The sequence below is a fragment of the Promicromonospora thailandica genome (genome assembly GCF_024171955.1).
Lineage (GTDB): Bacteria > Actinomycetota > Actinomycetes > Actinomycetales > Cellulomonadaceae > Promicromonospora > Promicromonospora thailandica.
The window spans coordinates 354,671-377,175 of record NZ_JAMTCS010000002.1; the positions used below are offsets into that span (position 1 = coordinate 354,671).

General features: G+C 74.1%; 20 protein-coding genes. 9 read left to right on the plus strand and 11 right to left on the minus strand.

From position 1 onward, the window contains the following. Window positions 1-100 precede the first annotated feature (100 nt). From APR03_RS04725 to APR03_RS04740, 4 genes are all read right to left on the minus strand, one after another. Window positions 101-1,171, minus strand: coding sequence for a LacI family DNA-binding transcriptional regulator (locus tag APR03_RS04725; protein ID WP_253833246.1), 1,071 nt, complete (start codon window positions 1,169-1,171; stop codon window positions 101-103). Between the two features lie 98 nt (window positions 1,172-1,269). Further along, window positions 1,270-2,352 (minus strand): glycosyltransferase, encoded by a 1,083-nt coding sequence (locus APR03_RS04730; protein ID WP_253833248.1) that lies wholly within the window; start codon window positions 2,350-2,352, stop codon window positions 1,270-1,272. A 193-nt stretch (window positions 2,353-2,545) separates the two neighbouring features. After that, window positions 2,546-3,190, minus strand: a complete 645-nt coding sequence (locus APR03_RS04735; RefSeq protein WP_253833250.1) for a uridine kinase family protein — start codon at window positions 3,188-3,190, stop codon at window positions 2,546-2,548. 142 nt (window positions 3,191-3,332) lie between these two features. Beyond that, the gene (locus APR03_RS04740; protein WP_253833252.1) at window positions 3,333-4,148 is read right to left on the minus strand and encodes a helix-turn-helix domain-containing protein; all 816 of its coding nucleotides are present in this window, start codon (window positions 4,146-4,148) and stop codon (window positions 3,333-3,335) included. 50 nt (window positions 4,149-4,198) lie between these two features. Here APR03_RS04740 and APR03_RS04745 point away from each other — a divergent pair, with 50 nt between their 5' ends. Beyond that, on the plus strand, window positions 4,199-4,612 hold the full coding sequence (locus APR03_RS04745; RefSeq protein ID WP_253833254.1) for a DUF2000 domain-containing protein: 414 nt from the start codon (window positions 4,199-4,201) through the stop codon (window positions 4,610-4,612). 2 nt (window positions 4,613-4,614) lie between these two features. On the opposite strand, the gene APR03_RS04750 is transcribed toward APR03_RS04745, so the two are convergent. From APR03_RS04750 to APR03_RS04760, 3 genes are read right to left on the minus strand one after another with little or no spacing between them, the layout of a single operon-like run. Then, window positions 4,615-5,310, minus strand: coding sequence for a LutC/YkgG family protein (locus APR03_RS04750; protein WP_253833256.1), 696 nt, complete (start codon window positions 5,308-5,310; stop codon window positions 4,615-4,617). Further along, window positions 5,307-6,839: a LutB/LldF family L-lactate oxidation iron-sulfur protein gene (locus APR03_RS04755; RefSeq protein ID WP_253833259.1), complete on the minus strand. Its 1,533-nt coding sequence runs from the start codon at window positions 6,837-6,839 to the stop codon at window positions 5,307-5,309. Before APR03_RS04755 ends, APR03_RS04750 begins: the two co-directional genes overlap by 4 nt. Further along, window positions 6,836-7,621 (minus strand): (Fe-S)-binding protein, encoded by a 786-nt coding sequence (locus tag APR03_RS04760; protein ID WP_253833261.1) that lies wholly within the window; start codon window positions 7,619-7,621, stop codon window positions 6,836-6,838. The genes APR03_RS04755 and APR03_RS04760 overlap by 4 nt, the downstream gene beginning before the upstream one ends. 70 nt (window positions 7,622-7,691) lie before the next feature. On the opposite strand from APR03_RS04760, the gene APR03_RS04765 reads away from it, so the two are divergent. Continuing rightward, entirely contained in the window at window positions 7,692-8,390 is a 699-nt protein-coding gene (locus tag APR03_RS04765; protein ID WP_308216438.1) for a FadR/GntR family transcriptional regulator, read from the plus strand. On the opposite strand, the gene APR03_RS04770 is transcribed toward APR03_RS04765, so the two are convergent. After that, the gene (locus APR03_RS04770) at window positions 8,360-8,896 is read right to left on the minus strand and encodes a MarR family winged helix-turn-helix transcriptional regulator (protein ID WP_253833263.1); all 537 of its coding nucleotides are present in this window, start codon (window positions 8,894-8,896) and stop codon (window positions 8,360-8,362) included. The genes APR03_RS04765 and APR03_RS04770 overlap by 31 nt on opposite strands. Before the next feature lie 96 nt (window positions 8,897-8,992). On the opposite strand from APR03_RS04770, the gene APR03_RS04775 reads away from it, so the two are divergent. From APR03_RS04775 to APR03_RS04790, 4 genes are all read left to right on the plus strand, one after another. Further along, a complete protein-coding gene (locus tag APR03_RS04775; RefSeq protein WP_253833266.1) occupies window positions 8,993-11,275 on the plus strand; it encodes an LLM class flavin-dependent oxidoreductase in 2,283 nt (760 codons plus the stop codon). Window positions 11,276-11,372: 97 nt separating this feature from the next. After that, window positions 11,373-11,987, plus strand: coding sequence for a SprT-like domain-containing protein (locus tag APR03_RS04780; protein WP_253833268.1), 615 nt, complete (start codon window positions 11,373-11,375; stop codon window positions 11,985-11,987). A 4-nt stretch (window positions 11,988-11,991) separates the two neighbouring features. Beyond that, entirely contained in the window at window positions 11,992-13,032 is a 1,041-nt protein-coding gene (locus APR03_RS04785; RefSeq protein ID WP_253833270.1) for a 3-oxoacyl-[acyl-carrier-protein] synthase III C-terminal domain-containing protein, read from the plus strand. 113 nt (window positions 13,033-13,145) lie between these two features. After that, window positions 13,146-14,558, plus strand: coding sequence for a Gfo/Idh/MocA family protein (locus APR03_RS04790; protein ID WP_253833271.1), 1,413 nt, complete (start codon window positions 13,146-13,148; stop codon window positions 14,556-14,558). A 114-nt stretch (window positions 14,559-14,672) separates the two neighbouring features. Here the strand turns inward: APR03_RS04790 and APR03_RS04795 are convergent, their stop codons facing one another. The 3 genes from APR03_RS04795 to APR03_RS04805 are packed head-to-tail and all read right to left on the minus strand — an operon-like array spanning window position 14,673 to window position 18,946. Next, on the minus strand, window positions 14,673-15,710 hold the full coding sequence (locus APR03_RS04795; RefSeq protein ID WP_253833273.1) for an AEC family transporter: 1,038 nt from the start codon (window positions 15,708-15,710) through the stop codon (window positions 14,673-14,675). 24 nt (window positions 15,711-15,734) lie between these two features. Then, window positions 15,735-16,880, minus strand: coding sequence for a Gfo/Idh/MocA family protein (locus APR03_RS04800; protein ID WP_253833275.1), 1,146 nt, complete (start codon window positions 16,878-16,880; stop codon window positions 15,735-15,737). Next, window positions 16,877-18,946 (minus strand): DUF6807 family protein, encoded by a 2,070-nt coding sequence (locus tag APR03_RS04805; protein ID WP_253833276.1) that lies wholly within the window; start codon window positions 18,944-18,946, stop codon window positions 16,877-16,879. Before APR03_RS04805 ends, APR03_RS04800 begins: the two co-directional genes overlap by 4 nt. A gap of 269 nt (window positions 18,947-19,215) precedes the next feature. On the opposite strand from APR03_RS04805, the gene APR03_RS04810 reads away from it, so the two are divergent. From APR03_RS04810 to APR03_RS04820, 3 genes are read left to right on the plus strand one after another with little or no spacing between them, the layout of a single operon-like run. After that, window positions 19,216-20,151 (plus strand): carbohydrate ABC transporter permease, encoded by a 936-nt coding sequence (locus APR03_RS04810; protein ID WP_253833277.1) that lies wholly within the window; start codon window positions 19,216-19,218, stop codon window positions 20,149-20,151. Then, window positions 20,144-21,100, plus strand: coding sequence for a carbohydrate ABC transporter permease (locus tag APR03_RS04815; protein ID WP_253833278.1), 957 nt, complete (start codon window positions 20,144-20,146; stop codon window positions 21,098-21,100). The genes APR03_RS04810 and APR03_RS04815 overlap by 8 nt, the downstream gene beginning before the upstream one ends. 37 nt (window positions 21,101-21,137) lie before the next feature. Next, complete coding sequence (locus tag APR03_RS04820; protein ID WP_253833279.1) at window positions 21,138-22,484, plus strand: ABC transporter substrate-binding protein; 1,347 nt, start codon at window positions 21,138-21,140, stop codon at window positions 22,482-22,484. Window positions 22,485-22,505: the final 21 nt, after the last annotated feature.

Here is a 22,505-nt window from a genome sequence, read left to right on the forward strand (position 1 = left end):
GAAGTGTGGTCACGGCGGGACTCCATCGTCGTGGGAATGCGCTTTCCCACGGAGCGTAGCGCACCCGACGGCCTCGCGTACATGCCGGTCGTCCGGCCCGTCAGCGCGGTGGCGTCGAGTCGCGGAGCACGACCTCGCCGTGCACCGGTGCGCGCGACCCCTCGGCCCGGCCCAGGGCGAGCGCCGTGGCCAGCGAGCCGATCTCCGCCAGCGGGATGCGCACCGTCGTCAGACCGGGCGACACGTCGCGCAGGGTGTGGATGTCGTCGAACCCGGCCACGGCGACGTCGTCCGGCACGCTCAGGCCCGCCTCGCGGACGGCGGCCATGGCGCCCACCGCCATCACGTCGTTGACCGCGAACACCACCTGCGGGAGGTCTGCCCGGGCGGACAGGAGCCGGGCCATCGCGGTGTAGCCGCCGTCGCGCGTGAAGTCGCCGGGCACCACGGAGCCGGCGGGCACCGGGCAGCCCAGTGCGTCGAGCGTGTCGAGGAACCCCGTGGTCCGGTCGGCGGCCGTGCGCAGCCCGGGCGGCCCGGCGAGCACCCCGAACCGGCGGTACCCGCGGTCGTGCAGGGCCCGGGCGAGGGCTCCCGCGCCGCCCGCGTTGTCGATCTCGACGACCGGCAGGTCGCCCACGGCCTGGCCGATGGTGGCCACGCCGCCGCCCGCGTCCCGGAAGGCCGTCAGCGCCGACTCCAGGGCGGTGTCCTCGGCCTGGCGTTGTGCGAGCGCCTCGGCCGAGGCCTCCTCGGGGACGTCGCGCAACGGCACCAGGCGGCTGCCCGCCAGGATGATCGCGCGCGACCGCTGCCGCCGGGCCAGCTCGACGAAGGCCAGCTCGCGGTCCCGCCGCTGCTCGGTGGAGGCGAGCGTGACGATCAGGCCCTCGCGCTCGGCGGCCCGGGCCACGCCCGCCGCGATGGTGGAGAAGTACGGGTCGGCGATGTCGTGCACCACCAGGCCGAGCGCCGTGGTGCGGCCGCGGGCCATCGCCTGGGCGCTGGGGTCGGGCGAGTAGCCGAGGCGCCGGGCGGTCTCCAGGACGCGCTCGCGCAGGTCCTCGCGGACGCTGCGGGTCGCGCTCCCGTTGATCGCGCGCGACGCCGTGGCGAGCGAGACGCCGGCCTCGCGGGCGACGTGGCTCAGGGTGACGGGGGCGTCGGACATGAGGTCATCCTGCCGTGTCCGGACGGTCCGTGGTCACCGGAGCGTGCCGACCGCCCGGGGGCGGGGCCGGGCCCCGGCCCCGCCCCCGGGCGGATGTGTCAGACCCGGGCCACGCGTAAGGCCGCGTCGCGGTGGGTGCGCTCGATGATGCTCGAGTAGCCGGCGATCATCCGCACGTGGCTGAACCGGGGCCGGACGGCGGTCCGCGCCGACTCGAGCTCCTCGCGCCGCGCGGCGGCCTCGATCCACGTCGTGGCGATCTCCGCCGGCTCGTACGAGGTCACGAAGCCGATGCGCTCCACGATCGACGGCGCGTCGCCCACGGGGGTCGTGACCGGCACCGCGCCGCACATGGAGCCCTCGATGAGGCACAGCGGCGCGGCCTCGCCGAACGCCGAGGTGAGGGCGACGACGTCCGCCGTCGCGTACACGAGCTCCATGTCGTGCCGCACGCCCAGCAGGTCCAGCCGCGTCAGCAGGTCCGGCCGGTCGCCGAAGATGCGGGCGAGGTCGTCGCGCAGGTCGGGGTTGGCCGCCGTCATGCCCGCGCCGCACATGAGCACGTGGCCCTTCGGCTCGACCTCGAGGAACGCGCGCGCCGACCGCAGGAACAGCTCCGGGTTCTTCATCTCGTCGTACCGCGCGGCGTACACCACGACCGTCGCGTCGGCCGGGATGCCCGCGGCACCGCGCAGGGCCAGGCGGCGCGCGCCCTGCACCGGCCGGAACCGGGCCAGGTTGATGCCGTTCGGCACCACGCGCAGCAGGTCGGCGGGCACGCCCGCCTCGCGGTACGCGTCCCGGGTGGACTCCGCGCAGCAGACGACGGCGGCCAGCCTGCCGCGGTCGGCCGCCGTGAGCAGGTCGCCGAGGGCGTCCCCCTGGTGCTCGGGGTCGGAGCGGTGCAGGCAGGCGATCACCGGCCGGCCGCCGAACACGTCCTGGTTCACGAGCCGCAGCGGCTGTTCCTTGAGCGAGAGCACCACCTGCGCGCCGGCGGCCTCGCGGGCCGCCGTCTCGAGCTCCGCCGCGGAGAAGACGCGCGGGTCGTGGCCCGCGTCGGTGCTCCGGCCCAGCGACCCGATCCGCACCCCCGCGGCGCGCAGGGCACGGTAGCGGGGGTCGTCCTCCATCCGCTGGAGGGTGGCCTCGCGCCGGACCTCGTGGTGCAGGCTCAGCACGGAATGCTGCTGCCGGCCGCCCTGATGCAGTCCGGCGACCACCGTCGAGTGCAGGACACGAGCCCCACCGCTGAAGAATCCCTCGTAGAGCGAGAGCACACGCAAACCGTTGCGCTGGATCACAGACACCACCTCCTGCGCACAGAGTGAGCCCCGCGGATGTGCGAGACATGGCAGTTCGGTTACACGAGGATTACGTATCCGAGGACTTCTGCACAAGGAGGTTTCGGATGTCCCGCTCGGCCTGTGCGGGTGAGACCTCCCGGCAGCCGAGCGCCACCCAGCGGCGGATCATCCCGGGCTCGGCCCGCAGCAGCGACGTGCCCCGGCGCAGCAGGGTGCCCAGCGGCTTGCGCGCCTCGGCGACGTCCCGCAGGAACCGGAACCAGAAGGTGACCAGGCGGGGCCGCGACAGGCAGATCGCGTCGGCGAGCAGCCCCTCGGCCCGGCAGGCGTCGACCAGGTGGGCGGCGAAGATGCCTTCGGCCAGGACGAGCGGGGCGTCGCCGATGTCGAGCCGGCGGATCCCGGTGCGGCGCGACGTCGGGATGTCGTACACCGGCACGTCCGCGCGGCCCTCCGTGGTCAGCTCCTGGAGCGCGGCGAGCGCCCCCTCGGCGTCCCACGTCTCCGGGCTGTCCCAGTCCACGCTGCCGTACCGCTGCGGCAGGCCCGGGTGGTCGATGTCCAGGTAGAAGTCGTCGAGCTGCACCACCGGCAGCCCGAGCCGCCGCGTGAGCGACGTCTTCCCGGAGCCCGACGGCCCGGTCAGGAGCACCACCCGGGCGCGGGGTCGGCGGGCACCGGGGGGCAGCTCGAAGAGGGTCGGTTCGGTCACGAGAGGCCATTCTCCCGCACGACGCCGTGGTCCGTGCCGCGGGCCGGGCGCCGGGGCCCGCGACGAACCCATCCCGCCCGGATCACCTTCGAGACCGAGGTTGCTTCGCTGTGACGGCCCGCACAGCGAAGCAACCTCGGTCTCAAAGGAGGCCGGCGGTCGGCGCGGGGGTGGCGCCGCGCTGGTAGCGACCCGGCGTGGTGCGCAGGAGACGGCGGAAGTGGCGGGTCAGGTGGGCCTGGTCGTGGAAGCCCGTCGCCACCGCGACGTCGGCCGCCGGCTCGCCCGCCAGCAGGCGGCGGCGCGCCAGGTCCAGCCGCCGCCCCACGAGGTACCGGTGCGGCGGCAGGCCGAGCTCCCGGGTGAACGCCCGGACCAGGTGCGGCACGGTCACGTCGAGCTCGGCGGCGACCTCGGCCAGCCGGACCGGGCGGGCGGGGTCGGCGTCGAGCAGGTCGCGGGCCCGCCGGGCGGTCGTCGCGGCGGACGGTTCGCGCGGCGGCGTCGGGCGCCCCGAGAGGTGCCAGGCCAGACCTTCCGTGACCAGGGCGAGCAGCCCCTCGGCCGCGACGTCCTCGCGCACCGTGAGGGCGCGGTCGAGGCCCGCGAAGCGCGCGCGGAGCGTGTCGTCGGGCACGAGCGGCGCGTCGACAGCGCGCCCGGTCAGCGCGGGGTCCAGCACCGTGGGCTCCAGGTACAGGACACGCTTGCGGAAGCCCGCGGCGGTCACGGACCGCCCGTCGTGCACGACGCCGGGCGGCAGCACCGTCACGCCGGTGTGCTCCGCCGCGTGCTCCTGCCCGCCCAGGCCGTACCCGATCAGCCCCCGGTCGACGATCAGCACCGTCCAGGTGTCGTGCGTGTGCGACGGGTAGGCGTGCTCGTGCCACGCGGCGTGCAGCACCTCGGCGACGCCGGTCACTCCCGGCCGCCACGCGCGCACCACGTCCGGACCCATGTCAAGAACGTACAAGACCGGGGCCGGGCCGCGCTCGCACGCTGGGGGGCATGACCTTCGAACAACCCAAGATCGTGATCGTCCTGCGCGACGACCTGCTCGGCTGGCAGGAGAACAACGTCACCGCCTTCCTGTCCAGTGCCGTGACGGCCGCCTACCCGGAGCTCGTGGGCGACACCTACCGTGACGCCGACGGCCAGGAGTACCTCGCGATGCTCGGCACCCCGGTGATGGTCATGGTCGCCGACGGCGACCGGCTCGGCACGATCCGTGAGCGCGCCGCGACGCGCGGGCTGCGCATCGGCGTGTACACGGCGGACCTGTTCGCCACGGGGAACGACGTCGACAACCGGGCCACCGTCGCGGGGGTCGCCACGGAGAAGCTCGACCTGGTCGGCGTCGCGGTCGCGGGTGAGCGGCGCGTGGTGGACAAGGTGGTCAAGGGCGCACGCCTGCACCCCTGACGTCAGCGCACGAGCACCACGTGCAGCGTCCGCGGGCCGTGCACGCCCTCGACCCGGTCGAGCTCGATGTCGCTCGTCGCGCTCGGCCCGCTGATCCAGGTCAGGGGGCGTTCCGGGTGGGCGTCGAGCAGGCGCACGGCCTCCGGCACGGTCTGTACCACCTGGCTCGTCCGCACCACGCACACGTGCACGTCGGGCACCAGGGAGATCGCGCGGCGGCCCTGGTCGGGCTCGCCGTCCAGCACGATCGTGCCGGTCTCGGCCACGGCCACCCGCGCGGCCGTCACCACGGCGCCGACCTCGTCGAGCTCCGTCGCCGCCAGGGGTGCGTCGCGCGTGTCGGCGCGCACGTCGACGTCGGCCAGGCCGGCGAGCCAGGCGGGGTCCAGTCCGGGCGGTACGACGACGGCGCTCCGCGCGCCCCGGGCGGGTGCGGCGCCCGGAACCCTGCCCGAAACCCTGCCCGGCGTCCCGCCGAGCAGGTCCGCGAGCAGGCCCGGAAGCCCGGCCGCGGTGACCCGGTGCACGTGCGCCCTGTAGTCCTCGAGCCGGTCCACCAGCAGGTCCAGGACCTCGTCCGACCCGGCGGCGTGCTCGCCCGCGGGCCGGTAGGCGCGCGGGATCCGGGCGGGCGTGGGTGCCGCGGCGCCCAGCGCGTCGCGGACCCGGGACAGGATCTCGGACCTCGCGTCGCTCATCGCTCGTCCTCCTGCCGTGCCTGCCGTGCCCGCCGCTCCCACCAGTCGTGGAACGTCTGCCGCGGTGGTTCCGGCAGGTCCCGCGAGCGGGTCCAGAGCGAGCCGGGGAACGGCAGCCGGCGGATCACGCCGTGCCGCGAGATCGCGCGCAGCACCCGCGGCACCCGGGCCGCCCGGCGGAAGCGGTCGCCGTCGGCCATCGCGAACGAGGCCGCCTTCATGGCGGCCTGCCAGACGCGGTCCGAGGTGTCGGGCGCGGCGCCGCCGAGCTCCACCTCCCGGGCCCGCAGCTCCACGAGGATGGACGGGATGTCGATCTTGACCGGGCAGACCTCGTAGCACGCGCCGCACAGCGTGGAGGCGTACGGCAGGTCGGACTTCTCGCCCGTGAGCTGCGGGGTGAGGATCGCGCCGATCGGGCCGGGGTAGACCGAGCCGTAGGCGTGCCCGCCCACCCGCTCGTACACGGGGCACACGTTGAGGCACGCCGAGCAGCGGATGCAGTGCAGGGCCGAGCGCCCGGCCTCGTCGGCCAGCACCGTGGTGCGGCCGTTGTCCAGGAGCACCAGGTGGAACTCCTGCGGCCCGTCGCCAGGGGTCACGCCCGTCCACATCGACGTGTACGGGTTCATCCGCTCGCCCGTCGAGGAGCGGGGCAGCAGCTGGAGGAACACCTCCAGGTCGTCGAACGTGGGCACGAGCTTCTCGATGCCCATCACGGTGATCAGCGTCTCCGGCAGCGTGAGGCACATCCGGCCGTTGCCCTCCGACTCCACCACGGCCAGCGTCCCCGTGTCCGCGACGGCGAAGTTGGCGCCGCTGATCGCCACCTTCGCCGAGAGGAACTTGCGCCGCAGGTGCGCGCGGGCCGCCATGGCGAGCTCGCGCGGCACGTCGGTGAGGTCGGGCGGGGCGTCGCCCATCCGCTCCAGGAAGATGTCGCGGATCTCCGTGCGGTTGCGATGGATGGCGGGCACCAGGATGTGCGAGGGCATGTCGTCGGCGAGCTGCACGATGAGCTCCGCGAGGTCGGTCTCGACGGCCGCGATCCCGTCCTCGGCCAGCGCCTCGTTCAGCCCGATCTCCTGGGTCGCCATGGACTTGACCTTGACGACCTCGTCGGTGCCCTTGGCCCGCACGAGGTCCGCGACGATGCGGTTGGCCTCGGCGGCGTCGCGGGCCCAGTGCACGACGCCGCCGCGCGCCGTCACGTTCCGCTCGAGCTGCTCCAGGAGCTCCGGGAGCCGGGCCAGCACGTCGGCCTTGAGCGCCGACCCGGCGTCGCGCAGCTCCTCCCAGTCCGGGACCTCGCCCACCACGCGGGCACGCTTGGCGCGGATCGTGGACGTCGCGTTGCCCAGGTTGCGCCGGAGCTGCTGGTTCGCGAGGGCCGTCCGGGCGGCGTCGGGGAACGAGGCGCCCCAGTGCAGCGGGTCGTCCGGGCGGCCGACGCCCGCGAGGGTGTCCGGCGCCGCCGCGTCCGGCGCGGACCCGCCACGCGCGGCCGGCATGCCGAGGAACGTGCTCATCGCGCCACCTCCTGGCGCTCGCCGGGCACCACCGGCGCCTCGCGGGTCGAGACGAGGATCTCCGCCAGGTGCATCGGCCGCACGCCCGTGCCCCCGCGCGAGAGCCCGCCGCCGATGTGCATGAGGCAGGACCAGTCGCCCGCGGTCAGCACCTCGGCGCCGGTGCCGACCACGTGCCCCACCTTGTCCTGCAGCATCGCCGCGGAGGTGTCGGCGTTCTTGAGCGAGAACGTGCCCCCGAACCCGCAGCAGCCCTCCGCCTGCTCCAGCGGCACCAGCTCCAGCCCGTCGACGGCGCGCAGCAGCCGCTCCGGCTTGTCGCCCACGCCGAGCATCCGCAAGGAGTGGCAGGTGGGGTGGTAGGTGACGCGGTGCGGGAACCAGGCGCCGACGTCGGTCACGCCGAGCACGTCGACCAGCAGCTCGGACAGCTCGTAGGTGCGCTCGGCCACGGCGGTGGCGGCCCGCGCCTCCTGGTCGAGCCCGGCCCGCTCCAGGACCATGCGCTGCTGGTGCCGGATGGAGCCCGTGCAGGAGCCGGACGGCACCACGACGGCGTCCCACTCGCCGTCCGCCACCGGGGCGAAGGTGCGCACGTGGTTGCGGACCACGGGTACGGCGTCGGCGAGGTAGCCGGTGTTCACGTGCATCTGGCCGCAGCACGCCTGCGCCGGTGGGAACACCACCTCGTGGCCGAGCCGCTCGAGCAGCGTGACGACGGCGCGCGGAGCCTGCGGGAACATGGCGTCCGCGATGCAGGTGGCGGCCAGGGCGATGCGCATGGGCTCTCTCCTTCGAGGTCTGACCTCACCCTAGCCCACTGTGGACAGACCACACACGTACGATGGCGCGGTGAGAACCCACGAGCGCGTCCTGGCCCGCATCGAGCAGGGCCTCGCCGCGGGCACGTGGTCCCTCGGGGACCGCCTCCCGCCCGAGCGGGCGCTCGCGGAGGAGCTCGGCGTCTCGCGCCCCTCGGTCCGCGAGGCCATCCGCATCCTGGAGGCGATGGGCATCGTGCGCACCGCCGTGGGCTCCGGGCCCAGCGCGGGCGCCACCGTGATCGACCGGCCCGCCGCGGGCCTGGGTGCCGCGGTACGGCTGCACGTGGTGTCCGGCACCCTGCCCGTGTCCGACGTCGTCGCCACCCGCGTGCTGCTGGAGTCCGGCGCGGTGCGGGACGCGGCGGCTGCCGCACCGGACGCCGCCGCCCTCGAGCCCCTGCGCGGGCACCTGGCCACCATGGCCCGGCCCGGCATCGGCGTCGCCGAGTTCCTCGAGCGTGACCAGGACCTGCACCTGGGCCTGGCCCGGCTGGGCGGCAACCAGCTCGTCGAGGCGGTCCTGAGCGGCATGCGGGCCGCCGTCGCCTCCTACGTCACGGCGGGCGCGGAGGCGGTCCCGGACTGGCCGCGGACGGCGGCCCGGCTGTGTGCGGAGCACGAGGCGATCGTGGGCGCCGTCGCGCGGCACGACGGCGACGAGGCCGCCCGCCTGACCCGCGAGCACATCGAGGGGTTCTACCGCGAGGCGGGCCTGGGCGACCGCTGAGGGCGCGGGGCGTCCGGGGCCGGCGTCGTCGCCTCGACGACGGTGCGGCACGGGTCGGCGTCCGGCCCGGTACCCACCGCGGCCTGCTCCAGCAGCGTGCGGAACAGCGCGCGCTGCTCGGGGTCCAGGCCGGTCAGCAGCTCGTCCTCCGCCGCCACGACGCGGGCCTCCGCCGCGGCGAGCACCGCCCGCCCGCGGTCGGTGGCCACGATGCGGCGCGCACGCCGGTCGGCGGGGTCGAGCCGGCGCTCGACGAGCCCGCAGTCCACGAACGCGTCCAGCAGGTAGGTCATCACGGTGCGGTCGATGCCGAGCGACGTGGCGAGCGCCGCCTGGCTCGGCAGGTTGCCGTGCACCACGGCCGTGAGGAGCTGGTAGCCGCGCGTGCCCTGCGGCAGGTCGTCGGCCGCGGCGTCCACCCGGGCGCTCCACTCGCGCAGGAGCGTGGCGAGCGACCAGCCGAAGAGGGAGTGCTCGCCGGTCCGCGTCCCCGCCGTGGTGCTCATGCCGCCATCCTACGGGAATGTGCGGTGGTCCAGAAGAGTTGTGGATAAGATCATCTGCGAAACAGACGATTTGACGATCCAAGGGACGGCTGGCGCATGACCGACTACGGGCACGACCTGCTCTTCGGCACCTTCATCACCCCGTCGAACAGCGACCCGCAGGGCCCTGTCCGGCTGGCCCGGCTCTCGGAGGAGCTCGGCCTGGACCTGGTCACGTTCCAGGACCACCCCTACCAGCCCGCGTTCCTGGACACGTGGACGCTCATGACGTGGGTGGCCGCGCAGACCCAGCGCATCCACATCTCGGCGAACGTGCTGAACATGGGCATCCGCATGCCCGCGCACGTGGCCCGGAGCGCGGCGTCGCTCGACCTGCTCAGCGGTGGCCGGTTCGAGCTGGGCCTCGGGTCCGGCGGGTTCAACGACGCGGCTGTCGCGATGGGCGCGGAGCGCCGCACGCCGGCCCAGAGCGTCACCGCCCTCGAGGAGGCCCTCGAGATCATCCGCGGCGTCTGGGACGCGGACAACCGCGCGCCGCTGCGCGTGCACGGCGAGTTCCACCAGGTCGACGGCGCCAAGCGGGGCCCGGCCCCGGCGCACGACATGCCGATCTGGCTCGGTGCCTACAAGCCGCGGATGCTGCGGATCACCGGCGCCCAGGCCGACGGCTGGCTGCCCTCGCTGCCCTACTTCAAGGAGGGCGACCTGGCGCGGGCCAACGCGATCATCGACGAGGCGGCCCAGGAGGCCGGCCGGTCACCGAGCGCCGTGCGTCGCCTGCTCAACCTGGGCGGGGCCATCACCGACCGGTCGTCCGGCCCGATGCAGGGCCCCGTGAGCCAGTGGGTCGAGGAGCTCACGCGCATGGCGCTGGACGACGGCGTCAGCGGGTTCATCGCCACGAGCGACGACCCCGACCAGATGCGCGCCTTCGCCCTGGAGGTCGCACCCGCCGTCCGCGAGGCCGTGGCGGCCGAGCGCCGGTCCGCCGGCACGGTGCCGGCCGCGGCCCGCCGGGGCGCCGCCGCCCTGGCCGCCCGGCGGCCGGGCATCGACTACGACTCGCTGCCGCCCGAGCTGGCCGCCCGGGCCGTCGAGCCGGGCGACCGGGAGTACGGCTCCGTGCGGCACAACTACCTGCGGTCCGGGGCGCCGGGCCTGGTGCTGCGCCCGCAGGACGTCGACGAGGTCGCCGCCGGGCTGGCCTGGGTGCAGAAGCAGGACGTCGAGCTCGCGGTCCGCTCCGCCGGCCACGGCATCTCCGGCCGCTCCACGAACGACGGCGGCGTGGTGCTCAGCATGCGCGGCCTGCGTTCCGTCGAGGTGGTGGACGAGGCCACGCGTCGCGTGCGGATCGGCGCGGGTGCCACCTGGGGCGAGGTCGCGGAGGTCCTGGCACCGCGCGGCTGGGCCATCACCTCGGGCGACTACGGCGGCGTGGGCGTCGGCGGCCTCGCGACCACCGGCGGCATCGGCTTCCTCGGGCGGCTGCAGGGCCTGACCATCGACCACGTGGTGGCCGCCGAGGTGGTCACGGCCGACGGGCGCGTGCTGCACGCGTCCCGCGACGAGCACCCGGACCTCTTCTGGGCGCTGCGCGGCGCGGGCGGCAACATGGGCGTGGTCACCTGGCTGGAGGTCGAGGCGGGGGCCGTGGGCGACGTCGTCTTCTCGCAGATGACGCTCGACGCGACCGACACGGCCGGACTCCTGGAGACGTGGGGCGCCACGGTCGAGGCGGCGCCGCGCGGGCTCACGTCGTTCATGATCCTGCCGCCCACGCGGCGCGGTCAGACTCCGATGGCGCAGCTCCTGACGGTGTTCGCGGCCGAGGGCGCGGACGCTGACCCGGACGAGGCGATCGCCCAGCTCGAGCTGCTGGCCGACGCCGGGCCGCTGCTGGGGCACCAGGCGCAGCTCCTGCCCTACTCGGGTGTGGTGCGCCGGGAGGACGCCCACCACTCCGGCGGCGGCGACCCGTCGGCGCGCTCCGGCCTGCTGGCCCACCTGGACCAGGACACGAGCCGCGCGGTCGAACGGCTGCTCGGCTCGGGCGAGTCGTACTTCACCGCGATCCGGGCGACCGGCGGGGCCACGAACGACGTCGCGCCCGACGCCACGGCGTACCCGCACCGGCACCAGAACTTCGCGCTCTCGGCCCTCGGCGGCGACCAGGGCCGGCTCAACCAGGCCTGGGACGCCGAGATCGGCCCCGTGATGGACGGTTCGTACCTGTCGTTCGACACCGACAGCCGGCCCGAACGGCTGCTGGAGGCGTTCCCCGAGCCGACGTTCTCGCGGCTGCGGGCGGTGAAGGCGGTCTACGATCCCTCGAACGTGTTCCGGACGAACTTCCCGATCCCGCCGGCCGAGAGCTGACCGTCCACGGGCCTGTGGAAAACTCCGCGGGGTTGTCGGTGGCGGCCCGTAGGTTCGACGCGTTGGCACCACCGTCACGACCACAGCAGGGGGACGCATGAACCTTGTCGCCGCCTCGCGCCTCGCGCGTGAGCTCATGGACCAGCACGGCCTGAAGGCCTGGACGTTCGAGTTCGACGACGCCGTACGGCGCGCCGGGATGTGCAGCTACACCGCACGGCGCATCAGTCTGTCCGCGCCGCTGACCCGGATCCACGACGAGCAGGAGGTGCGCGAGACGATCCTGCACGAGGTGGCGCACGCCCTGGCGGGGCCGGCCGCGAAGCACGGCCCCGCGTGGCGCGAGGTGGCCGTGCGGATCGGCAGCTCGGGGCGCCGGTGCGTGGACCCGTCCGCCCCGTCCATCGACGGCCCGTGGGTCGGGGTCTGCCCGGCGGGTCACCGCACCACGCGGTTCCGCCGGCCCGGCGGCCTCATGTCCTGCCGCCGGTGCGCACCGCGGTTCGCGCTCGCGCACCTCGTCGCGTGGACCTACAAGGGCCGCAACGCGGCCATGGGGGAGCGGTACGACGCGCAGCTGCTCGGCGCGTCCCGAGAGGTGGGCGAGGTGCCGCGCACGGGACCGGGGGCCGAGGAGCGGATCTCCCGGGCGGCCCGGGAGCGGGTTCCGGGCCTGAGCGTCGAACCGTTCGACCTGGGCGCGCTACGTTGACCTCATGGCTACGTCGCCCGCACTGACACTCCCCACCGGCGCTGCCGGCTCCCGCATCATCGGCCTGGGCCACCACCAGCCGCCGAAGACGCTCACGAACGAGGACATCGCCCGGCTGGTCGAGACCAACGACGAGTGGATCCGGTCGCGCACCGGCATCGTGACGCGGCACATGGCCGCGGACGACGTCACGGTGGCCGACATGGCGACCGCCGCCGCGGAGCACGCGCTCGCCGACGCGGGCGTGGGCTCCGACGCGGTCGACCTCGTGGTGGTCGCGACCGCCACGGCGGACGACCGGTCGCCCAACACGGCGGGCCGGGTCGCCTACGCCCTGCGCACCGGCGTGCAGCCCGGCGCCTCCACGCCCGAGGGCGAGGAGGCGCCGGACCTGCGCGACATCGTCGGCCCGGCAGCCATCGACGTCAACGTGGCCTGCTCGGGGTTCGCGCACGGCGTGGCCCTGGCCGACCAGGCGATCCGCGCGGGCTCGGCGCGGACGGCGGTCGTGATCGGTGCCGAGAAGCTCACCGCCTACACCGACTGGACGGACCGCTCGACCTGCATCCTCACGGCCGACGGCGCCGGCGCGGCGGTGCTGCAGGCCGCCGACACGCCCGCCGTCGGCCCGGTCGCGTGGGGCACGGAGCCCGAGCTCACGCCCGCGGTGCGGATCGAGGTGCCCGAGGTGAAGTTCCAGCAGGACGGCCGGGCGGTGTTCAAGTGGGCCATCACGCGGGCCGCGGACCGGGCGCGGGACGTCGTGGCGCGGTCCGGGCTGAGCCTCGACGACATCGAGGTGCTCGTGGCGCACCAGGCGAACCTGCGGATCATCGAGCCGCTGGCCAAGGCGCTCGGCCTGGAGGGCAAGGTCGTGGTCACGGACATCACGGAGTCGGGCAACACGTCCGCCGCGTCGATCCCGCTGGGGCTGTCGAAGTGGTGGCACGCCGGCAAGATCCCGGCGGGTGCCCCCGCGCTGCTGTTCGGGTTCGGCGGCGGCTTCGCCTGGGCCGGCCAGGTGGTGCTCACCCCGGAGCGCTGAGCCCGAGGTAGCCGGCTGGTCGGCGGTTCCAGCCGCCCGGGCTCGTGGACAGCGCTTTCCGGCCGTCGTATCGTTGCGGCGACGTCGACGACGACCGAAGGAGCTCACCACCGATGCCCGAGCCGACCCCTGGCCCCACCACCGAGCCCATCACCGGTCCCACCTCGGCGCCCGTGCCGCCGGCTGGCCCGCTCCCCGAGCAGCGCCGCCGGTACGCCGTGGTCGGCACCGGCCACCGTGCCTCGATGTACGTCGACGCGCTCATCGGTACGCACGCGCCCGACGGCGAGATCGTCGCCTGGGTCGAGCCCAACCCCGTGCGCGCAGCGGCCTACGAGGCGCGTGTCGCCGCCGCGCTGGGCGGGGTCCGGCCCGTGTACGCGCCGGACGACCTGGAGAAGGCGATCGCGGAGCAGTCCGTGGACCGCGTCATCGTCACGTCCGTCGACCGCACGCACGCCGACCTGGTCACCCGCGCGCTGCGTGCCGGCGCGGACGTGGTGGTGGAGAAGCCCATCGCGGCGCACCCCGACCAGGCCCGGCAGATCGTGGACGCCGTGGCGGAGACCGGCCGCGACCTGGTCATGACGTTCAACTACCGCTACTCGCCCCGCAACAGCGCGCTGCGCGAGGTGATCGCGAGCGGCGAGATCGGCCGGGTGCTCTCGGTCCACTTCGACTGGGCGCTGGACACCGTGCACGGCGCCGACTACTTCCGGCGCTGGCACCGCGAGAAGGTCAACAACGGCGGCCTGCTGGTGCACAAGTCCAGTCACCACTTCGACCTGGTCAACTGGTGGATCGACGGTGTCCCGGAGCGCGTCTTCGCCACCGGCGGCCGACGCTTCTACGGCGACGACGGCGCGCACGAGTCCGACTACGAGCCCACCGCGGGCGAGCGCGCCCTGACCGGGCGCGGGGTCGACCCGTGGGCGCTCTCGGTCGAGAAGAACGAGTGGCTCTCCACGCTGTACGGGCCGCAGGCCCAGGCCGTGGACGGCTATGTGCGCAACCGGTCCGTGTTCGACCCGGGCATCACCACCGAGGACACGCTCGGGCTCGTGGTCGAGTACGCCGGTGGCGCACTGCTCACCTACTCGCTCACCGCCCACTCGCCGTGGGAGGGCTACCGCGTGGTGGTCAACGGCACGCGGGGCCGCGCCGAGCTGGAGGTCACCGAGCGCGGCTCGGTCGAGTTCGGCGAGGACGGCGTGGCGATCCTGGACCCGAGCGCCACCGAGGTGTTCGAGCGCGACCCGGTGCGGCCCACGGGCGAGCGCCTCGTGGTGCAGCGGCACTGGGAGCGGGCCGAGGAGCGGCAGATCGTGCGCGGCGGGGGCGGGCACGGTGGCGGCGACGCGCTGCTGCTCGCCGACGTCTTCGCACCGTCCGCGGACCCCGACCCGCTGGCCCGGGCGGCCGGCTACGTCGACGGGGTCCGCGCGTCGGCGGTGGGCTACGCGGGCAACCGCTCGCTGGAGACGGGTGACCCGGTCCGCATCGAGGACCTAACCCTGGGCATCTGACCCGCCCGCCGAAGTAGAACCGCAGCGAGATAGAACTGCAGCGAGATAGAACTGCAGCCGAGCTGCGGTTCTATCTCGCTGCAGTTCTACTTCGGCACGGCGACAGCGGCTGCGTCATGCCAGCAGGGCGCCGATCGTGACCAGCACCGGCACGCACAGCGCCGTCGTCCAGACCGTCGCCCGCGCCGCGACCCCGTCGAACACCCCGTAGCGCGTCGCGTACGTGGTGACGTTCACCGCCGTGGGCAGCGCCGCCATCGTCACCACGAGGGCCAGCGCCGTGCCGTCCAGGCCCAGGGCCGAGCCCAGCGCCCACGCCCCCAGCGGGTGCAGCAGGTTGCGCACCAGCACCGCGAGCACGATCACCCGGCCCACCAGGCCCCGGCCCCGGGATGCGGCGGTGCCGAGGTCGGCGTCGGCGGGCGGCAGCGGCACCGCGAGCGTCATGCCGAACGTCAGCAGGCCCAGGGGCGGTGCGGCGGCGCCGATCAGGTCGAAGGGCAGCAGCACGACGTCGGGCAGGCGCGCCCCCGTCAGCTCGCTCACGACCGCGACGAGCAGGCCGGCCACGGTGCCGACGGTGATCGGGTTGCGGAACGCCGCGAGGAACACCTGCCCCATCGACCGCCACCCCGACGGCGCGTGCCCGCCCGGAGCCGCACCGGTCGCGCGGTCCAGCGCCGAGAGGGCCAGCGGCGCCAGCACCAGGAGCTGGAAGAGGAGGGTCGGCACCACGGCGAGCGCGTCGTCGAACAAGTAGACGGCCAGCGGGATACCGATGTTGCCGCCGTTCACGTAGACCGCGGCCAGCGTGGTCACGGCCGCGGGACCGCCTGGCAGGCGCAGGAGCCACCGCGCCACGACGGCACTGGCCAGGCCGAGCACCGCGGTCGTGACCCACGTGACCACGGCGCCGCGCGACAGCACGTGCGCCAGGTCCGTCGAGGCGAGCGTGCTGAACATCAGGGCCGGGGCGCAGATCGTGAACGACAGCGTGGCCAGCACCTGGCGCGCCCCGGCCCCGCCGTCGCCCCCGCCGGGCCGTGCCGGGCGCGGCAGGCCGCGGCCCGCCAGGAGCCCCGTCCGCTGGACCACCCAGCCGAGCGCGACCACACAGGCCATGGATCCGATGGCGGTCAGGACGGGCAGCACCTCAGCACCCTCCCACGGTGCGGGTCACCGGGGCGGGGCTGTCCACGGAGCGCCCAGCTCGGTGAACGTGCGCTGCTCGCACGCGGCGCGCTCGCACCACGCGGCCACGTCCCGGACCACCGGGTGCCGCGTGTCGCCCTCGGGATTACCTTGCCCGACGCCGGCCTCGGCCCACCGCACGAACTCGTCGGCGATCGGAGCCGGGTCGGGCGCCGTCCGGACCGCCTCGAGCACGCGCATGAACGCCCCGGTGTCGCGCACGTCGCACAGCAACGGCTCGCCCGTGCGCGCCCGCAGCAGGTTCTCCAGCAGGCCCGTGCGCCCGTAGCGCTTCTCGGCCGTGCCCCGCCCGGTACGCAGCCGCACCACGTCGTTCTCGTACTCCAGCTCGATCTCGCCCGCGGTGCCCCGCACCACCACCCGGGCGGGGGTGCGCTCCGCGGCGCAGAGGGTGAGCCCGAACCCGTACCGGGTCCCGTCCGTGCCGACCACCCGCAGCGACGAGGTGTCGTCCGCCTCGATCGGGTTGGCGCGCCACAGGTCCGGGTGCACGGAGGCGACGTCGTCCGCGGTGCGCGCGCCGCCCACCCGGAGCGCGGAGGCGACGGCGTGCGCAAGGGGGTTGGTCACCACGCCGTCGACCACCGCACGGTCGCCCAGGCGCCGCCGGCCCGCCCAGGGCGAGCGGGTCCAGTACGCGGCGGTCCGCACCCACGTGCCGACGGCGCCGATGCCGGTCACCTGCCCGATCTCACCGCGTGCGACCAGGTCGGCGACGGTGGGCAGCGCGTGCGACCCGAAGGTCTGGAAGCCCACCTGGCACAGCCTCCCCGTCCGCTCCGTCACGGCGACGAGCTCGGCGTGCTCCGCGAGCGAGGCCGTGGTCGGCTTCTCCAGCAGCACGTCGATGCCGGCCTCCAGGGCGGCCCGTGCCAGCGGCAGGTGCGTGTGGATCGGTGTGGCGAGCACGACGACGTCGGGCAGCCCCGTGTCCGCCGAGAGCAGGTCGCCGAGGCTCGCGAACCACGGCGCCGGGGCGGCGGCCGGCTCCCTCGGGTCGACGACGGCGCTCAGCCGCGCCAGTCCCCGCTGCTCCAGCTCGGCGACCGCGCGCAGGTGCGACCCGCCGTGCCCGTGGATGCCGACCACGGCGACCCGCGCGGGTGTCACCGGCGTACACCGCCTGACGCGTCCCCGCCCGCGGCCACGCCCTCGTCCGGCAGGCCGCCGTCGGTGAGACCCGCTGCGAGCTCCGTCGCCGCCGTGGCGGTCAGCGCGCTGTCGAGCAGCACGGCCACGAGGTCGAGCCGCGTGGCGCCGCCGTCGGGCACGAGGAGCGGTGCGTCCCAGGCGAGCGCCGGGCAGGCGCCCGGGTACTCCGCGGAGCGCAGGAACCAGGGTCGCACCTGCCCCGGCTGCACGAGCAGGAGCGTCGTGGACCGGCCGCCCTGCCGCTGCACGAACGCCACCCACGGCGAGGTGCTGCCGTGCGCCCGGGTCTCGCCCGTGCCCGCCGCGGACAGGACGGTGGTGCTCTCGGCGATCGGCAGCCGCCAGAACAGCCCGCCGTAGCCCGCGCCCGGACGGCCGTTCGTGGCGGGGGAGCGGATCTCCAGGGGGCCGTGGTCGGCGTGCAGCGTGGAGCGCCAGTCGAGCACCCAGCCGGGGGCGGCGTCGGACCCGGGCCTCGGGGGGAGCAGCCGGGCGGTCACGCGCCGTTCCTCGCGGAGCTGCGGAGCGCCGTGCTCGTCGGACCAGATCACGTCCTCGACGAGCGTCCGGCCCGCCCCGGGGTCGTCGGTGCCCTCGATGCGCACCCCCGTGGAGGTCTGCCGGCCGTGGTTCTTGAGCAGCGTCGGGCCCACGTCCTCGATGAAGGTGCGGCCACCCCAGTAGCTGGTGCCGTTCACGTCCGGCACCGCGATGCCGACGCCGTAGTGGTGCCGGTGGTCCACCGGGCTCACGTCCGTGAGCGGTACCCCCGCGAGCGTGTGCACGGGGTGCAGGTAGGGCCGGCGGGCGTGCACCTGGGGCATGCGGTCGCCGGTGTCGTGGCGGGCCAGCTCGAGCCCGTCGCCGCAGGTCAGCACAATCGCGTCGGCCCCGGTGCCGGTAGGGAGCACCCAGGTGGGTGCCGCGGCGGGGATCTCCTCCGGTGGGGGGACGACGGCGTCGTCGTCGGTCACGTGCACGCGTTCCGGGCCCTGGGGCACGGGGCCGGTGCTGCCGCGCACCTCCAGGCTCGGGGTGAACCGCGCGGAGCGTGCGGGGTGGGCGTCGTCGTCGATCACGGCGTGCAGCTCCCTCCAGGCGTGCCGGCCGAGCTCGGCCTGGGGTACGGCCACGGTCGTCAGGGCGGGTGTGGCGTAGCGGGACAGCTCGATGTCGTCGAACCCCGCGACCGAGATGTCGGCGGGTACGGCGACCCCTGCCTCGTTCAGGCCCGCGAGCAGGCCGAACGCGACCAGGTCGTTGAAGGCCACCGCGGCGGTGGCGCGTGTCGCCAGGACGGCGGGCGCCGCGGCGTGGCCCGCCTGGATGTCCGGCCCGGCGGGCAGGTCGAGGATCTCCAGGTCGGGGTGCTGCGCGCGGGCGCGGGCCAGCCCGGCGCGGCGCAGCTCGTCGGACGCGCTGCGCACGGGCCCGCCGAGGTACACGATGCGCCGGTGCCCGAGCGCCACGAGGTGCTCGACCACCTGGAGCGCGGCGTCCTCGTAGTCGACGACGAGGCTGGGCGCGGCGCCACCGGCGTCGCGGTTGACCAGCACGACCGGCTCGACGTCGGCCACGAGCGCGCTCAGCTCGGCGTCCCCGATGCGGGGCGAGACCAGCACGAGGGCGTCGCAGCGCAGCCGGGCCTCCAGCGCGATGGCGCCCTCCTGCTGGTCGTCCTCGACGGTGTCGGCGACGAGCACGCGGTACCCGTCCTCGGCAGCGCCGGCCATGACGCCGCGCAGGATCTGCTGGAACACGGGATTGCCCAGGTCGGGCACCACGAGGGCCACCGTCTGGGTGCGGCCGAGCGCCAGGCTGCGCGCCGCGTTGCTGGGGCGGTAGCTCAGCTCCGCCGCCACGTCGCGCACGCGTTCCGCGATGGCGGCGTCGACGGTGCTCCGGCCGTTCATGACGCGGGAGACGGTCGCGCGCGACACCCCGGCCGCTGCGGCGACGTCCCCGATCGTGGCGACGGCGCGGCGCTGCCCCGCGCGCTGACCGTCCCGTGGGCTGCGGCTCACCATTCGCACTCCGTCCGTCACCTGACCCGGTACCCGGGCAGGCCTCGCGCCCTCGTTGGCGCGGCGGCCGGCGGTACCGGTTTCCCGAGGTGACCGTACACCATGGGAAACCGGTTCCTCCTGTGGTACGTTCCTGCCCCAGAGACCGGTTTCTCATGGACGAGGCCGGGGATCGACGACGATCCGGAGGACACCGCGATGCGCCAGCCGAACCGCGAGCCCGGACCCTGGTGGTCCGCGCCCCCGCCCGTCCGGACGGGGGTGCACCCGTGTCGGTGATCCAGGAGCTGTCCCGCGACCGCCGGTCCCGTGACCAGGGCGTCAGCCCGCGCAGAAAGGGCGACGGGCGCTGGGCGCTGTTCTTCCTCGCGCCCTGGTTCGTGGGGCTGGTGCTCATCACGGCCGGGCCCATGGGCGCGTCGCTGTACCTGTCGTTCACGGACTACGACCTGCTCTCCGCACCGCAGTGGGTGGGGTTCGAGAACTTCACCCGGATGTTCGAGGACCCGCGCTTCCTCGGCTCCCTGGGCGTCACGTTCACCTACGTGTTCGTGTCGGTGCCGCTGCAGCTCGCCGCGGCGCTGGGCCTGGCGCTGCTGCTCGACAAGGGCATGCGCGGCCTGGCCCTGTACCGGTCCGTGTACTACCTGCCCTCCCTGCTCGGCGGGTCGGTCGCCATCGCCATCCTGTGGCGGCAGATCTTCGGCGCGGACGGCCTGGTCAACCAGGTCCTGGCGCTGTTCGGCGTGCAGGGCCAGGGCTGGGTGTCGCACCCCGACTACGCGCTCGGCACCCTCATGGCGCTCAACGTCTGGACGTTCGGCGCGCCGATGGTGATCTTCCTGGCGGGCCTGCGCCAGATCCCGCGCATGTACTACGAGGCGGCGGCGATCGACGGCGCGGGCCGGTGGCGGCAGTTCCGTTCCATCACGCTGCCCCTGCTCACGCCGATCGTGTTCTTCAACCTCGTGCTGCAGCTCATCGAGGCGTTCCAGTCGTTCACGCGGGCGTTCGTCGTCAGCGGGGGCAACGGCGGACCGTCCGACTCGACGCTGCTCTACACGCTGTACCTCTACCTCAAGGGGTTCGGCTCCCTCGACATGGGCTACGCCTCGGCGATGGCCTGGTTCCTGCTGCTGATCATCGGCGGCATGACGGTCGTCAACTTCCTCGCCTCCAAGTACTGGGTCTTCTACGATGACTGACGCCTCGACACAGACCGCCTCGACGTCCCGGCCCGCGCCGGCGGTACGGACGGCGACGCCGTCGTCGGCCCGCCGTGCGCCAGGGGAACCGCGGCCCGTGCGGCCGCGGGGGCCGCGGCTGCGCGCCCGGATCGGCAGCGTGCTCAAGCACGCGGGCCTCATCGCCCTCGGGTTCGTGATGCTCTACCCGCTGCTGTGGATGGTGGCCAGCTCGTTCAAGCCGAACGCGCTGATCTTCCGCGAGCCCGGGCTGATCCCCACCGAGATCGACCTGACCAACTACACCGACGGCTGGAACGCGCTGCTGCACCCGTTCAGCCACTACCTGATCAACTCGGCGATCGTGGTGCTGGGGTCGCTGCTCGGCAACCTGCTGTCGTGCTCGATGGCGGCGTACGCCTTCGCGCGGCTGGAGTTCCGCGGCCGGCGGTTGTGGTTCGCCGTCATGCTGATGTCGATCATGCTGCCGATCCACGTGGTGATCGTGCCGCAGTACGTGCTGTTCTCCCAGCTCGAGTGGATCAACACGTTCCTGCCGCTGATCGTGCCGAAGCTGCTGGCCACGGACGCGTTCTTCATCTTCCTCATGGTCCAGTTCTTCCGGGGCATCCCCCGGGAGCTCGACGAGGCGGCCACGCTCGACGGCGCCAACCACCTGCGCGTCTACCTGCAGATCATGCTGCCGCTGTCGCTGCCGGCCCTCGCCACCACGGCGATCTTCACGTTCATCTGGACGTGGAACGACTTCTTCAGCCAGCTCATCTTCCTCACGCGGCCCGAGATGTACACCGTGCCGATCGCGTTGCGCACGTTCGTCGACGCCACGGGCGAGAGCTCGTGGGGGTCGCTGTTCGCGATGTCGATCGTGTCGCTCGTCCCCGTCTTCATCGCCTTCCTGTTCGGCCAGAAATACCTGGTCAAGGGCATTGCCACGACCGGCATCAAGTAACGCCCCGCGACAACGACGTCACCCGAAGGAGAAGCACATGCGCATCACCCGTACCGGACGACCCTCAGGGCGTGGCAGGAGGCTCGTCGCCCCGGCCGCGGGCGTCGCCGCGCTCGCCCTCACCCTCGCCGCCTGCGGCGGCGGGGACTCGGGCCTGGGCGGGGGCGGCGACGAGCCGCCCGCCGCGCAGGAGTGCCCCTGCGAGATCCGGTTCGCGTGGTGGGGGTCCGACACCCGCCACGAGTCCACGCAGCAGATCATCGAGGCGTTCGAGGCCGAGAACCCGGACATCACCGTGGTGCCGGACTTCACCGACTGGGACGGCTACTGGGACAAGCTCGCGACCTCCGTGGCCGCCGGCGACACCCCGGACGTCATCACCCAGGAGGAGCGCTACATCTCGGACTACTCGACCAAGAACGTGCTGGCCGACCTGGGCGCCCTCGACATCGACACGTCGAAGATCGACGACGGCGTGCTGGGTGGCGGCCAGATCGACGGCACGCAGTACGGCATCCCCACGGGCATCAACGCGTACGCCATGGTCGCGGACCCGGAGCTGTTCGCGGAGGCCGGCGTCGACGTGCCGGACGACGCGACCTGGACGTGGGAGGACTACGTCAGCACGGCGAACGCCGTCGCGAAGGGTGCAGGCGACGGCGTCTGGGGCACGCAGGACTACGGCTTCAACGAGGCGGGCCTCAACGTGCTGGCGCGCCAGCGCGGCGAGACGCTCTTCACGCCCGAGGGCGAGCTCGGCGTCTCCGAGGAGACCGTGGCCGACTTCTTCCAGGTCTCGCTCGACCTGATGGCGGGTGGGGGCCAGCCCGACGCCGCGCGCACCGTGGAGTACCAGGCGGCCGGGCCGGAGGGCGGCCTGCTCGGCACCAACCAGGGCGCCATGGGCATCTGGTGGACCAACCAGCTCGGCGCGCTGACCGAGTCGTCGGGCCACGAGCTCGAGCTGCTGCGCCTGCCCGGCGAGGCGGAGGGCGAGCGTACCGGCATGTACTACAAGCCGGCGATGTTCTACTCCGTCTCGGCGGACACGCAGTACCCGCAGGCCGCGGCGAAGTTCGTGGACTTCCTGCTGAACTCCGAGGAGGCGGCGAAGATCATGCTGACCGACCGCGGCCTCCCGGCGAACACCGAGGTGCGCGAGGCGATCCTGGACGACCTCTCGCCGACCGACCAGAAGGTGGCCGACTTCATGGCGGACATCGAGGACGAGATCGTGGACACCCCGCCGGTGCCGCCGCACGGCTCGGCCGAGCTGGCCGACATCATGGAGCGCATCAACACCGAGGTGCTCTTCGAGCGCATCACCCCGCAGGAGGCCGCGACCCAGCTCATCGAGGAGGTCACGGCGGCCACGTCCTCCTGACCCCGTCCGACCCCCTTGCGC